This is a genomic window from Bradyrhizobium sp. ORS 111 (assembly GCF_045571485.1).
Taxonomy (GTDB): Bacteria; Pseudomonadota; Alphaproteobacteria; order Rhizobiales; family Xanthobacteraceae; genus Bradyrhizobium.
Map to the genome: position 1 here is coordinate 5,550,023 of NZ_CP120701.1, position 13,384 is coordinate 5,563,406.

Below are 13,384 nucleotides of genomic sequence, written 5' to 3' on the forward strand. Positions count from 1 at the left end.
AATGTCCGATGCTCATTCCGCCGGCTGGCGTCCGGCGACCTGCTATCCCGATCCGGCTATCCACGCGCTCGATCAGCGCTTCGAGAAGTACTGGCTGAAACTGTCCGCGGTGGAACGGCTCGCCACCGGGCTGCGCTGGGCCGAAGGTCCGGTATGGTTCGGCGACGGGCGCTACCTGCTGTGCAGCGACATTCCGAACCAGCGCATCATCAAGTGGGAGGAAGAGACCGGCGCGGTCAGCATCTTCCGAAAGCCCTCGAACTTCGCCAACGGCAACACCCGCGACCGCCAGGGCCGGCTGATCACCTGCGAACACGGCGGCCGCCGCGTGGTGCGCACCGAATATGACGGCTCGATCACGGTGCTGGTCGACTCCTATGACGGCAAGCGGCTGAACTCGCCGAACGACGTCGTGGTGAAATCCGACGGCTCAATCTGGTTCACCGATCCGACCTTCGGCCTGCTCGGCAACTACGAAGGCTACAAGGCCGAGCCCGAGATCGACCCCAATGTCTACCGGCTCGATCCCGAGACCGGCAAGGCCACCATCGTCGCCGAAGGCGTGCTGGGGCCGAACGGGCTGTGCTTCTCGCCGGATGAGAAGATCCTCTACGTCGTGGAATCCCGCGGTGTGCCGAACCGCAAGATCCTCGCCTATGACGTGTCGCCGGATGGCGCGACGATTTCCAACAAGCGCGTGTTTATCGATGCCGGGCCGGGTACACCCGACGGCATGCGCTGCGACATCGACGGCAATCTCTGGTGCGGCTGGGGCATGGGCGATCCCGAGCTCGACGGCGTCGTCGTGTTCGCGCCCGACGGCGTCATGATCGGCCGCATCGCGCTGCCGGAGCGCTGCGCCAATCTCTGCTTCGGCGGATTGAAGCGCAACCGCCTGTTCATGGCGGCGAGCCAGTCGATCTATGCACTCTATGTGAATACCCAAGGCGCACTCGGCGGTTGATCCTTGTCGTCGTCCCGGCGAAGGCCGGGACCCATAACCACCGGCGGACCTTGGCTTGGCACGCTGGGGCTGCATTCTTCGCCAAACGAAGGCCTGTGGTAATGGGTCCCGGCCTGCGCCGGGACGACGATGAAAACTTCTACCTTCAAAATGCCTGACGCCGGAGCGGTGATCCGCCCCGGCGCCAAAATCGCATCTCTCGTGGGTCAGGTTACGCCGCGTTGTAGCCCGCGACGGCCTTGGCCTCGAGATACTCTTCCAGACCGTAGCGGCCCCACTCGCGGCCGTTGCCGGACTGCTTGTAACCGCCGAACGGCGCGGTGCGTTCGTTCGGCACGCCCTGCAGGTTGACGTTGCCGGCGCGGATCTGACGCCCGACGCGGCGCGCGCTCTCCACGGTATCGGCCGAGACGTAACCGGCGAGGCCATACGGTGTGTCGTTGGCGATCCTCACGGCGTCGGCTTCGTCCTTGGCGCCGATGATGGTCAGCACCGGCCCGAAGATCTCTTCGCGGGCGATCGTCATCTCATTGGTGACGTCGGCGAAGATGGTCGGGCGAACGTAGAAGCCCTTGTTGACGCCCTCGGGCAGGCCCGGACCTCCGGCGACGAGCGTTGCGCCCTCGTCGATGCCCTTCTGGATCAGCGCCTGGATCTTGTCCCACTGACCGCGGTTGACGACCGGACCGATCGTGGTGTCAGCCGCGCGCGGATCGCCGGCTTTGGTTTTGTCAGCAACGCCCTTCGCGATCGCGGCCACTTCCTTCATCTTGGAGAGCGGCACGATCATGCGCGACGGCGCGTTGCAGGACTGGCCGGAGTTGTTGAACATGTGCATCACCCCGCCGGTCACCGCCTTGGTCAGGTCGGCGCCTTCGAGGATGACGTTCGGCGACTTGCCGCCGAGCTCCTGGCTGACGCGCTTCACGGTCGGCGCAGCGCGCTTGGCGACGTCGACGCCGGCGCGGGTCGAGCCGGTGAACGAGATCATGTCGATATCCGGATGCTCGCTCATCGCGGCGCCAACCTCCGGGCCGAGGCCGTTGACGAGGTTGAACACGCCCTTCGGCACGCCGGCTTCATGGAGAATCTCGGCGAAGATCAGCGCCGAGGTCGGAGTGAACTCGGAGGGCTTCAGGATCATGGTGCAGCCGGCGGCGAGCGCGGGCGCGACCTTGCAGGCGATCTGGTTGAGCGGCCAGTTCCAGGGCGTGATCATGCCGACGACGCCGACCGGCTCGCGCACGATCACGGCGGTGCCCATGGTCTCCTCGAAATCGTACTTCTTGAGCACTTCGAGAGTGTTCATGAGATGGCCGAGGCCGGCACCGGCCTGCAGCTTTTCCGCCATCGGCAGCGGCGCGCCCATCTCGTCGGAGACGGCGGCACCGATCTCCTTCATGCGGCCCTTGTAGACCTCGACGATCTTGGTGAGCAGCGCGATGCGTTCCTCGCGGCTGGTCTTGGAATAGGTTTCGAACGCGCGCTTGGCGGCGGCGACCGCTTTGTCCAGATCGGCCTTCGAGCCGAGCGCAACCTCATACATCGCCTCTTCGGTCGCCGGATTGACGACCGGGGTGGACTTCTTGACGACCGGATCGACCCAGGCGCCATCGATGTAGAATTGCATGCGATTGACCATCGGAAACCTCTTGTACGGGGCGTATGGAAAGGGAACGGAAGCGTTCGGCAGGCATCCTTGCACGAAAGCCGGGCGAATTGAACCCGCCATATGCGGGACGCGGCTCGTGCGCGCACCGCGGATATAAGATCCGGGACGCGCCGGTGGCAAGGCTTCAACCGTCGCCCCGGCGAAGGCCGGGGCCCATAACCACCAATGCCCATTTGATGGAAGGCAGGGGCAACAAGTCGCGTTCACAACTTCCGTTCGTGGTAATGGGTCCCGGCCTTCGCCGGGACGACGATGTGGAGCCAGTAACGACTACACCGCCATCTTGCGATGCCGCACCGGGGCGCCGACGGAGAGGCTTTCGGCCGCGTCGATGATCGCGTTGGCGTCGATGCCGTAGTGTCGATAGAGGTCGCCGATCGTCCCGGTCTGGCCGAAATGCTCGACGCCGAGCGCCTCGACCCTGTGGCCGCGCACGCTTCCGAGCCAGCCGAGCGCAGCCGGATGGCCGTCGATTACGGTCACGATGCCGCAGTCGCGGCCGAGCGGCGCGAGCAATCGCTCGATATGACTCAAATGCTGCACGCCGCGCCGGTCGCGGCGCAAATTCCGCGCTGCGGACCAACCGGCATAGAGGCGGTCGGCGGAGGTGACCGCCAGCAGGCCGACATCACGATGGCTTTCGCCGATCAGGCCCACCGCCTCGATCGCCTCGGTCGCGACGGTCCCGGTATAAACCACCACCAAGTCGCAGTTCGGGCCCGGCTTGCGCAGCCAGTAGGCGCCGTCGGTGATGTCGCGCCGCAGGTCCGGCGTCATGATCCGCTGCGGCTGCTCGATCGTGCGCGTCGAGAGCCGCAAGTAGACTGACCCGCCGTCGGCGCCCTCGCGCTGCATGTGCTGGAAGCCGAAAGCCATGATCACGGCAAGTTCATCGACGAAGGCCGGGTCGAACGAGGCGAGCCCGTCCTGCCCGATCCCGATCAGCGGCGTCTTAATCGACTGGTGCGCGCCGCCCTCCGGCGCCAGCGACACGCCCGACGGCGTCGCCGCCACCATGAAGCGGGCATCCTGATAGCAAGCATAGTTCAGGGCATCGAGGCCACGCTCGATGAAGGGATCGTAGAGCGTGCCGACCGGCAGCAGCCGCACGCCATTGATCTGGTGCGACAGCCCGAGCGCAGAGAGCATAATGAACAGGTTCATCTCCGCGATGCCGAGCTCGATATGCTGCCCCTTCGGCGAATACTCCCAGGTGTAGGCGGACGGAATCTTCTCCTGCCGGAACAGGTCATGGTTCTCCAGCTTCGCGAACAGGCCGCGGCGGTTGACCCAGGCGCCGAGATTGGTCGACACCGTGACGTCGGGCGACGCCGTGACGATGCGCGAGGCCAGCGCGCTGTCGCCGCGGGCGAGCTCATGCAGCACGAGGCCGAAACCCTGCTGCGTCGACATCTGCGCCGAGGCCTTGAAGGCGAGCTGCTCGGGAACGTCGATCTCAGGCGCCGACAGGCGGCGGCGCCCCTCGCGGTTGAATGGCGCCTCCGCCAGGAAGGCTTCGAGCTTGGCGGGATCTTGCGACAGACCCTCGAACTTGTCCCATTCATGGCCGACACGGATGTTCTGCGCGGTGCGCCACTTCTCCATCTGCGCCACCGTCATCAGGCCGGCGTGGTTGTCCTTGTGGCCCTGCATCGGCAGGCCGACGCCCTTGATGGTGTAGGCGATGAAGCAGACCGGACGATCGTGATCGATGGCTTCGAACGCTTCGATCATGCTCGCCATGTCGTGGCCGCCGAGGTTCGACATCAGTGCCAGCAACTCATCGTCGCTGCGGCGGTCGATCAGCGCCGTGACCTGCCCCTGGTCGCCGATATCGTCGTGCAAGTGCTTGCGGAAGGCGGCGCCGCCCTGGAAGCATAGCGCCGCGTACATCTGGTTCGGACAATTGTCGATCCAGCGCCGCAAAGCCTCGCCGCCCGGCTCGGCAAACGCTTCCAGCATCAGCTTGCCGTACTTCACGATCACCACGTCCCAGCCGAAGTTGCGGAACATGGTCTCGAACTTGGCCCATAGCCCTTCGCGCACCACGGCGTCGAGCGATTGCCTGTTGTAGTCGACCACCCACCAGGTGTTGCGCAGGCCGTGCTTCCAGCCCTCGAGCAGCGCCTCGAAGATGTTGCCTTCGTCCATCTCGGCGTCGCCGACCAGCGCGATCATGCGGCCCTCGGGGCGATCCTCCATCCAGCCATGCGCCTTGACATAATCCTGCACCAGCGAGGCGAACAAAGTCTGCGCGACGCCGAGGCCCACAGAGCCGGTGGAGAAGTCGACGTCGTCGGCATCCTTGGTGCGCGACGGATAGGATTGCGCACCCTTGTAGCCGCGGAAATTCTCCAGCTTGTCGCGGGTCTGATGCCCGAACAGATACTGGATCGCATGGAACACCGGGCTCGCATGCGGTTTCACCGCGACGCGGTCCTGCGGGCGTAGCACCGAGAAGTAAAGCGCCGACATGATGTTGGCGAGCGAGGCCGACGATGCCTGATGGCCGCCGACCTTCAAGCCATCGGTGTTCGGCCTGACATGGTTGGCGTGGTGGATGGTCCACGACGACAGCCACAGCACCTTGCGGGCCAAAGCGGACAGCATGTCGAGGCGTTCAGGCGCTATTCCCATGGCAAAGCTCCCAGGCGATATCGCCGATGTTACTGCCGGCCTGTGGCCCAAAAATCTCAATTCCACGCGACAGCACAGGAATAATTGGGATAAATTCCCACGATCTGGCCTCAACCTGCGAGTTTGTCCTAATGCCTGCCCTCGATGCCATCGACCGCAAGATCCTGAGTCTGCTGCAAACCGACAGCCGCATGACCATGCAGGAGCTCGCCGACAAGGTCGGGCTGTCGGTGTCGCCCTGCCATCGCCGGGTCAAGCTGCTCGAGGAGCGCGGCGTGATCTCTCGCTACATCGCGACCGTCGACCAGAAATCGATCGGGCTGCATGTTTCTGTCTTCATCTCGATTAAGCTCGCCCGGCAGAAGGAGGAAGACCTCAACCGCTTCGCGCGCGCGATCTCCAAATGGGACGAGGTGCTCGAGTGCTATCTGATGACCGGCAACCGCGACTATCTGCTGCGCGTGGTCGCCGCCGACCTCTCCTCCTATGAGGCGTTCCTCAAGAACAAGCTGACCCGGCTCGACGGCATCGCCTCGATCGAGTCGAGTTTTGCCTTGAGCCAGGTGAAGTATTCGACCGCGCTGCCGGTATAGGTCGGCCTGCCTTCGATGACGCTCTTGCCAAAGGGTCACCGTCGTTCCGGCGCAGGCCGGGACCTACACGCCGCGGCTGGTGTTGTAAGGGGACTCGTCGTTCCGGCGACACGCAACAATCGGCATTTGTGGTTATGGGTCTCGGCCTGCGCCGGGACGACGGTGAGGATAGTTTGCGTTCGATGTCTCAACACTGTCATTGCGAGGAGCGAAGCGGCGAACCAACCGATTGCGCCGCATATGCGGAGGGATGGATTGCTTCGCTTCGCTCGCAATGACGGGTGTGGTTGGCACACTTGGGCAAAAGTCCGCGTTCTCGCGACATGAATTGGCCGAGCTTTGTATCTCGTTTCGCCGCGCGGCGAGGCACGGAGTCAATCGGCGGAAATGCAGCGCCGGTCAGCCTTGCCCCGCCAACTTGCGGGCGCATAGAGAGGCTCGGGCTGCGGAGACGTTTGCGCGCGTGACGACGGCTTCTCTCGCGCCACGGGCTGAGGCACCTCGAGCGAACCGTGAGCCGACAACGCCGAGGCCGATCGTTCCGCTGCCGTGACCTGTTTCAGGCCGAACTGCCTTGGCATGGGCTCCTCCGATCAAGCTCTCTGCGTCGTTCATCACAGCGTGCGCGGTTTGCAGCGTGAAGGGAAACGCTTTGTTCGATTTCATGACCTCTTTATGAGGTAACCCGTCCAGATATTCCCGAAACTGCTCTTGCTTGTTCGCAAGGCCTCGCGGCCGTCAGCACAGAACCGAATTTCGGAGGGCCGCGCTCGCACGGAGTTGCCGGCAGCGGGAACCGGGCGGCACCGTAGCGTGTTGATGTTGCGCCTTATTGAGTGCCTTGACCGGAGGTGAGACCCACCATGACTGGACCTGCTCGCAAATATTTGTGGTTGGCGCTGGTCGCAATTCTCGTAGCAGCGTCGGCGGCGCTGCTTGCGGATTCTGCCGATGCAGCCCGTGGCGGCGGAGGCGGCGGAGGTCATGGTGGTGGCGGGGGTGGCGGATCTCACGGCGGGGGCGGCGGCTTTCACGGTGGCGGTGGAGGTTTCCACGCTGGCGGAGGCGGCGGCTTCCGCGGCGGTGGTGGCTTCCACGCCGGCGGGCCCGGCGCCGGCGGTTTCCATGGCGGAGGCGTTCGCGGCGGCGGCTTTCACACCATTCATGCCGCGCCTCGTGCCGCTCCAGCGGCCGGCCGCGGCGGCGGCGCGCGGCAATTTCACGCCACCCGCAATCCCGCCATCACCCACAATCCTGCCGTCTCACACGGCGTAGCTGCGAGCCGCCACGCGCCATCGGCCGCCGTGATGCGGCGCAACGCCAGCGCTGTGGGCCGCACACTGTCGTCGCGTCGGATCACGGCCGCCATGCACACGCCCGGCGGCTTGCGCAACCCGATGGCGCGTGCCGCGATTACCACGGCCGCTGCGGGGGCCGCGTTTGGATATCGCGGCGGAGACTGGTGGTGGCGCCATCCACATGGCGGCTACGGCTGGGTCGGCCCGGTGTTCTGGCCCTACGCCTATTACGATCTCTATGACTACACCTGGTGGGGCTGGGGCTATGACCCGTATTTCTGGGACTACGGTTACGGCGACATCTATGCCGGCCTGTTCGGTCCCTATGATTACGATGCCTTGAACGGCTATGCCGACTACCTGCCGGGCCGCGGCGGTTCACGGCAGCCGACCACGTCCAACCGTTCCGGCACGGCTACTCTTGCCGACATGTGCGGCAGCGACAGTCGTAACATCGCAGGCTTCCCGATTGACCAGTTCCGCAGCGCGATCGATCCCAACGCCGAGCAGAGCGCTGCGCTGGACGACCTCGCTGCCGCCTCGCAGCAGGCCTCCGAGATCATCCTCAATTCGTGCCCGAAGGACGTGCCGCTGACTGCGCCGAGCCGGCTGGCTGCGATGCAACAGCGCCTCGAGGCCATGCGCAGCGCGGTGGAGACGCTGCGGCCGCCGCTCGACAAGTTCTATGGGCTGTTGAACGACGACCAGAAGGCCAAGGTGACCGCGCTGGTGGCCGACCAGCAGCGCGCCCGCCGCGGACGAGCACCGCGCGAAAGCACCGCTGATACCGCGACCTGCAACCCAGCGCAGCCCGCCGCCATCGAATGGCCTGGTGATCTCATCGAACGCAATGTGAAGCCGACCGACGCCCAGCGCGCCAGCCTCGCCGCGCTGCGCGATGCCACGACGAAGGCCGAGGATATGCTGAAATCGTCCTGCCCGCCCACCGACGCGCGCACGCCGCCGGCGCGGCTTGCGGCCGTGGACGCAAGGCTCGATACGATGCTTCAGGCGATCGGGACGGTACGTCCGGCGCTCGACAGCTTCTACAACTCGCTCAGCGACGAGCAGAAGGCCGCGTTCGACGCTGTTGGCCCCGAGCACAATGGCGGCGCAACGGCGATGGCCGCTGATACCGAGGAGCCACGGCGCAGCCATCATCGCCGCCACCGTCACGGGCCCAATATCGGCGGCATGATCTTCCGGATGATGGGCTTGTGAGGCTCGCGCTCGCTTGTCTCACACCTTCCCGCGGTATCGCAGCGCCTCGACCAGCAGCGAGAACGCGGGTGAGGCCTGCCGGCGGCTCGGATAATAGAGGTGATAGCCGGAGAACGGCGGGCACCAGTCGGCCAGCACGCGCACCAGCCGGCCGGCCGCAAGATGCGGCTTCGCCTGCCCTTCGGTCAGATAGGCAAGGCCAAGCCCGTTCAGCGCGGCGCTCAGCAGCGTGCCGGAGCCGTTGAACACGAGCTGGCCCTCGACGCGTACATTGAGCTCACGTCCGTTCTTCTCGAACTCCCACGCATAGAGCCGGCCGCCATGGGTCGGCAGGCGCAGGTTGAGGCAATTGTGCTCGGTCAGTTGCTGCGGCGTGCGCGGCTTCTTGCGCGCCGCGAAGTAGTCGGGCGAGCCGACCACCGCCATACGCAGGTCCGGACTGACCCGGACCGCGATCATGTCCTTCGCGACCAGCTCGCCGGGACGGATGCCGGCGTCATATTGCTCGGCGACGATGTTGCTCAGCCCGTAGTCGATCACGACCTCCACGTTGATGTCAGGATATTTCGGCAGGATCGCGCGCAACGCCGGCATCAGGATGGCCTCGGCCGCATACTCGGTCGAGGTTACGCGGATGGTGCCGGCCGGTTTCTCGCGCAGCGCGCTGAGCGCGGCGAGTTCGCCATCCATCTCGTCGAACTTCGGCCCGATTGTGCGCAACAGCCGCTCGCCGGCCAACGTCGGCGCGACGCTGCGGGTGGTGCGGCTCAACAGCCTGACCCCGAGCCGCTCCTCCAGCGCCCGCACGATCTGGCTCAGCGCCGACTGCGACAGGCCGAGCTTCGCCGCGGCGCGCGTAAAGCTCCGCTCCCGCGCCACAGCAAGGAAGACGAGCAGATCGCTCGCATTATCCCGGTCCATTGATTAGCAGGCCTCATGAATGCATGCAGTTTTCATCATCTAATCCGCAAGGGGCGGAAGCGCTAGCTTCAGCGCAACAGAGATTTCAGCCACACCTGCCATGTCCGTTACGACGTCAGATAGGCGAGGCGCCGCACCGGCGCCTACACCGCATGCCTGGACCTTGCGCTCGGGGTCACCGCGCCGCTGCTCGGGCTGATCGCCGGAGCCGCCGGGCTCAACGCCGTGTTCCCTGCCAGCCCGCTGATCGTGCTGAGCGGAGCTTGCCTCGCGCTCCGCCTGATACGGCCGGCGGCTCGAACGCGCGAACTTGACCGGAGATGACCGTGAACCGGATAGCCGCCGCAATTGTTGCCACTTGCCTGATCGCCTCGCCCCCAGCGTTGGGGCAACAGCCACCACAAGGATCAAGAGCCATGCCCAATATCGACGACATCAGGGCCGTCGCGCCCGTGCTGGAGACATATCGCCAGAAAATCCTGCTCGGTGATCTGTGGAAGCGTCCCGGCCTGTCACCGCGCGACCGCAGCCTGGTCACGCTCGCGGCGCTGATTGCGCGCAACCAGACGATCGAGCTCGCCTTCTACCTCGATCGCGCGCTCGACAGTGGCCTGACGCCGGCCGAGATCTCCGAGACCATCACCCATCTTGCCTTCTACACGGGATGGGCCAACGCGATGTCGGCGGTTGCCATCGCCAAGGACGTGTTTGCGGCGCGCAAGATCGGAGCCGATCAGCTTCCGCCGGCCTCGGGCCCGCGGCTTCCGCTCGACGAGGCAGCCGAGGCACAGCGTGCGACACGTGTTGCGCAGCAATCCGGCGACGTGGCGCCGGGCCTTGTGCAATACACCGCCGACGTCCTGTTCCGCGATCTCTGGCTGCGGCCTGGGCTCGCGCCGCGCGACCGCAGCCTCGTCACGGTCAGCGCGCTGGTCGCGACCGGACAGGTGGCGCAGATCACCTACCATCTCAACCGCGCCATGGATAACGGCCTGACCAAGGCCGAGGCCGGCGAGATGCTCGCCCAGCTCGCTTTCTACGCCGGGTGGCCGAATGCGTTCTCGGCGCTGCCGGTCGTCAAGGATGTCATTGCGCAGCGGCCGCGATGACCTCGCTGTCGAGACGCGGCCTGCTCGTAGGCACCGGCGGGACGCTTGCCGCGTTGATGTCGCTGCGGCCGGCCGGCGGCGCAGTGTCAATCCAGACAACGGACCACAGGAGCAACAGCATGCAGATCACCCGAATTGGATCGCAGCCGTCCCGCAAGGGACCGGATGATTATTTCAGCGGCACCGTCCGGGTCGACCCGCTGTTCCAGGCCCCGGAGCCGGCGCGCGTCGGCGGCGCCAGCGTGACGTTCGAACCCGGCGCGCGCACCGCCTGGCACACCCATCCGCTCGGCCAGACCCTGATCGTCACCGCCGGCTGCGGCTGGGCGCAGCGTGAAGGCGGGCCGATCGAGGAGATCCGGCCTGGCGACGTCGTGTGGTTTCCGCCCGGCGTGAAACACTGGCACGGCGCGACGCCGACCACCGCGATGACGCACGTCGCGATCCAGGAGACGCTCGACGGCAAGAATGTCGATTGGCTGGAAAAGGTCAGCGACGCGCAGTATCGCAAGTGATCGGAAAGCGATTGTAGGGCGAGCAAAGCGCAAGCGTGCCCACCCTCGCGAGCTGAGCACTTGAAAGGTGGGCACGCTTCGCTTTGCCCACCCTACGGATTGTGCGCTCAGATCACCTTGCGCTGCGCCAGGTTCTTCATCAGCGCGCCGACGCCGAACGTCCAGTGCTCGCATTCATCGCTGCCGCGCATGCGGTTGACGAGCTTGCCGAGCTGCGGCGCGGCGATGGTGACGATGTCCTCGCGCTTGTGGGTGAAGCCTTGGCCCGGTGCGTCGCGGTCCTTGACCGGCGCGAACATCGTGCCGAGGAACAGCGCAAAGCCGTCGGGATATTGATGCACGGCACCGATGGTCTGTGCGACGAGATCGGTTGGATCGCGGCTGATCTTGCTGATCGAGGAATGGCCCTCGAGCACGAAGCCGTCGGTCCCCGTCACGGTCAGGCCGACATCCATCCTGCGCACGTCGTCGAGCGTGAAGGTCTGGTCGAACAGCCGCAGCAACGGGCCGATCGCGCAGGACGCGTTGTTGTCCTTGGCCTTCGACAACAGCAGCGCCGAGCGGCCCTCGAAGTCGCGCAGATTGACGTCGTTGCCGAGCGCCGCGCCGGCGATCCGGCCGGTGCTGGAGACGACGAGCACGACCTCCGGCTCCGGATTGTTCCAGGTCGACTTCGGATGCAGCCCGGCATCCATGCCGGTGCCGACCGACGACAGCGTCGGCGCCTTGGTGAACACCTCGGCGTCGGGACCGATGCCGACTTCGAGATACTGGCTCCAGGCGTTCTGCTCGATCAGCACCTGCTTGAGCTTCATCGCCTCCGCCGAGCCCGGCTTCAGCTTGGAGAGATCGTCGCCGACGAGGCGCACCACCTCCTTGCGGATCGCCTCTGCCGACGACGGATTGCCGCGCGCCCGCTCCTCGATCACACGCTCCAGCATCGAGATCGCGAAGGTAACGCCGGCCGCCTTCAGCACCTGCAGGTCGACCGGCGCCAGCAGCCACGGCTTTTGCCGGTCGCGGCCGTCGGGCGGCGTGTTGGCGAGGATCGCCGCAAGGTCGCCGATCCGTTCGCCCCTGGTGGCGCGCAAGGCGGCGGCGGGATCCTGTTCCTCGCACAGCGCGCTGACCGTCGGAAAGCGCGCGGTGACGTCGAACACGCCGTCTTCGCGGACCGCCACCACGGCCGGGCCGCCGGCCTGCGGCAGCCAAACCCGCCCGACCAGCGTGCCGCGGGTGGCGTCCTCCGGCAGGACATCTGTTGGCGTGAGCGAAATCATCGGAATCTCCCTTTTGGTCTTGTTGCGGCTTCCTAGCACAGCCATGGCCGCGATGTGAGGGGCGGTCATCGCGATGTCACACGAGAGTAACACGCCCCGTCAATGCTCCCGCGCGATCCACCTGACATGGAAAGACGGACGTCATGACTGCCTCCGCCCTCACCGACGAAGCTCAGCAGCACGAAACCTTGAACGACGAAGCCTTGAATAACGAAGCCTTGCGCGCGCGCATCCACCGGGAGATGGCCGACACTCTCGACGAGGAACTCGAGCTCGAGCTCGACGATGCCAGGCTCGACGACCTCGACCACCAGGCAAGGTCCGGCGAACCGGCGTTCGACCGCAAACTCTATTTCCGCGAATTGCTGCGGCTGCAGGGCGAGCTCGTGAAGCTGCAGGACTGGGTCCAGCACGAGAAGAAGAAGGTCGTCATCCTGTTCGAGGGCCGCGATTCCGCCGGCAAGGGCGGCGTCATCAAGCGCATCACCCAGCGGCTCAATCCGCGCGTCTGCCGGATCGCGGCGCTGCCGGCGCCGAGCGAGCGCGAGCGCACGCAATGGTACTTCCAGCGCTATGTCGCGCATCTGCCGGCCGGCGGCGAGATCGTGCTGTTCGACCGGAGCTGGTACAACCGCGCCGGCGTCGAGCGCGTGATGGGGTTCTGCACCGAGGAGCAGTATCAGGAGTTCTTCAAGTCGGTGCCGGAATTCGAGCGCATGCTGATTCGCTCCGGCATCATCCTGTTGAAATACTGGTTCTCGATCACCGACGAGGAGCAGCAGTTTCGCTTCACGATGCGGATCCAGGACCCGCTCAAGCAGTGGAAGCTGAGCCCGATGGACGTCGAGGCGCGCAGCCGCTGGGAGCAGTACACCAAGGCCAAGGAGACGATGCTGGAGCACACGCATCTGCCGGATTCGCCATGGTGGATCGTCGACGCCGTCGACAAGAAGCGCGCCCGGCTCAACTGCATTGCGCATCTGTTGAGCCAGATCCCCTATCGGCAGGTCGCGCACGATCCGGTCGTGCTGCCGCCGCGGGTGCGCAACCCGGACTATCACCGCGGCCCGATCCCGCCGGAAATGTACGTTCCGGCGAGGTACTGATCTCAACGCGCAACTTGCGCCCCCTCTCCCGCTTGCGGGCGAGGTAAGAGATCAAGACATAGGCAATG

Annotated in this window: 10 protein-coding genes; 6 read left to right on the plus strand and 4 right to left on the minus strand. The window is 65.5% G+C overall.

Translation table 11 applies throughout. The annotated features are described in order from the left end of the window. Position 1: 1 nt before the first annotated feature. On the plus strand, positions 2–964 hold the full coding sequence (locus P6U30_RS25685; protein ID WP_407165660.1) for an SMP-30/gluconolactonase/LRE family protein: 963 nt from the start codon (positions 2–4) through the stop codon (positions 962–964). A gap of 211 nt (positions 965–1,175) precedes the next feature. On the opposite strand, the gene P6U30_RS25690 is transcribed toward P6U30_RS25685, so the two are convergent. Continuing rightward, complete coding sequence (locus P6U30_RS25690; protein WP_407147586.1) at positions 1,176–2,606, minus strand: aldehyde dehydrogenase family protein; 1,431 nt, start codon at positions 2,604–2,606, stop codon at positions 1,176–1,178. A 300-nt stretch (positions 2,607–2,906) separates the two neighbouring features. Next, positions 2,907–5,273, minus strand: a complete 2,367-nt coding sequence (locus P6U30_RS25695; protein WP_407165661.1) for a transketolase — start codon at positions 5,271–5,273, stop codon at positions 2,907–2,909. Positions 5,274–5,404: 131 nt separating this feature from the next. Here P6U30_RS25695 and P6U30_RS25700 point away from each other — a divergent pair, with 131 nt between their 5' ends. Both P6U30_RS25700 and P6U30_RS25705 read left to right on the plus strand, forming a co-directional pair. Then, positions 5,405–5,866, plus strand: coding sequence for an Lrp/AsnC family transcriptional regulator (locus tag P6U30_RS25700; protein WP_016841346.1), 462 nt, complete (start codon positions 5,405–5,407; stop codon positions 5,864–5,866). Between the two features lie 863 nt (positions 5,867–6,729). Further along, on the plus strand, positions 6,730–8,385 hold the full coding sequence (locus tag P6U30_RS25705) for a Spy/CpxP family protein refolding chaperone (RefSeq protein ID WP_407165662.1): 1,656 nt from the start codon (positions 6,730–6,732) through the stop codon (positions 8,383–8,385). An 18-nt stretch (positions 8,386–8,403) separates the two neighbouring features. On the opposite strand, the gene P6U30_RS25710 is transcribed toward P6U30_RS25705, so the two are convergent. Beyond that, positions 8,404–9,306, minus strand: a complete 903-nt coding sequence (locus P6U30_RS25710) for a LysR family transcriptional regulator (RefSeq protein WP_407165663.1) — start codon at positions 9,304–9,306, stop codon at positions 8,404–8,406. A gap of 326 nt (positions 9,307–9,632) precedes the next feature. On the opposite strand from P6U30_RS25710, the gene P6U30_RS25715 reads away from it, so the two are divergent. Together P6U30_RS25715 and P6U30_RS25720 are read left to right on the plus strand one after the other, a co-directional pair. Continuing rightward, positions 9,633–10,415 (plus strand): carboxymuconolactone decarboxylase family protein, encoded by a 783-nt coding sequence (locus P6U30_RS25715; RefSeq protein ID WP_407165664.1) that lies wholly within the window; start codon positions 9,633–9,635, stop codon positions 10,413–10,415. A gap of 119 nt (positions 10,416–10,534) precedes the next feature. Further along, on the plus strand, positions 10,535–10,930 hold the full coding sequence (locus P6U30_RS25720; RefSeq protein ID WP_407165665.1) for a cupin domain-containing protein: 396 nt from the start codon (positions 10,535–10,537) through the stop codon (positions 10,928–10,930). Positions 10,931–11,037: 107 nt separating this feature from the next. Here P6U30_RS25720 and P6U30_RS25725 read toward each other — a convergent pair whose 3' ends face one another. Beyond that, positions 11,038–12,210, minus strand: a complete 1,173-nt coding sequence (locus P6U30_RS25725) for a fumarylacetoacetate hydrolase family protein (RefSeq protein ID WP_407165666.1) — start codon at positions 12,208–12,210, stop codon at positions 11,038–11,040. Positions 12,211–12,452: 242 nt separating this feature from the next. Here P6U30_RS25725 and ppk2 point away from each other — a divergent pair, with 242 nt between their 5' ends. Continuing rightward, positions 12,453–13,316, plus strand: a complete 864-nt coding sequence (gene ppk2, locus P6U30_RS25730) for a polyphosphate kinase 2 (protein WP_407170540.1) — start codon at positions 12,453–12,455, stop codon at positions 13,314–13,316. The last annotated feature ends 68 nt before the right edge of the window (positions 13,317–13,384 follow it).

Bases quoted from the DNA above. Each gene is read 5' to 3' on its own strand.
- ppk2 (WP_407170540.1), top strand. From the start codon at position 12,453: ATGGCCGACACTCTCGACGAGGAACTCGAGCTCGAGCTCGACGATGCC.
- P6U30_RS25725 (WP_407165666.1), bottom strand. From the start codon at position 12,210: ATGATTTCGCTCACGCCAACAGATGTCCTGCCGGAGGACGCCACCCGC.
- P6U30_RS25720 (WP_407165665.1), top strand. From the start codon at position 10,535: ATGCAGATCACCCGAATTGGATCGCAGCCGTCCCGCAAGGGACCGGAT.
- P6U30_RS25710 (WP_407165663.1), bottom strand. From the start codon at position 9,306: ATGGACCGGGATAATGCGAGCGATCTGCTCGTCTTCCTTGCTGTGGCG.
- P6U30_RS25705 (WP_407165662.1), top strand. From the start codon at position 6,730: ATGACTGGACCTGCTCGCAAATATTTGTGGTTGGCGCTGGTCGCAATT.
- P6U30_RS25695 (WP_407165661.1), bottom strand. From the start codon at position 5,273: ATGGGAATAGCGCCTGAACGCCTCGACATGCTGTCCGCTTTGGCCCGC.
- P6U30_RS25690 (WP_407147586.1), bottom strand. From the start codon at position 2,606: ATGGTCAATCGCATGCAATTCTACATCGATGGCGCCTGGGTCGATCCG.
- P6U30_RS25685 (WP_407165660.1), top strand. From the start codon at position 2: ATGTCCGATGCTCATTCCGCCGGCTGGCGTCCGGCGACCTGCTATCCC.
- P6U30_RS25700 (WP_016841346.1), top strand. From the start codon at position 5,405: ATGCCTGCCCTCGATGCCATCGACCGCAAGATCCTGAGTCTGCTGCAA.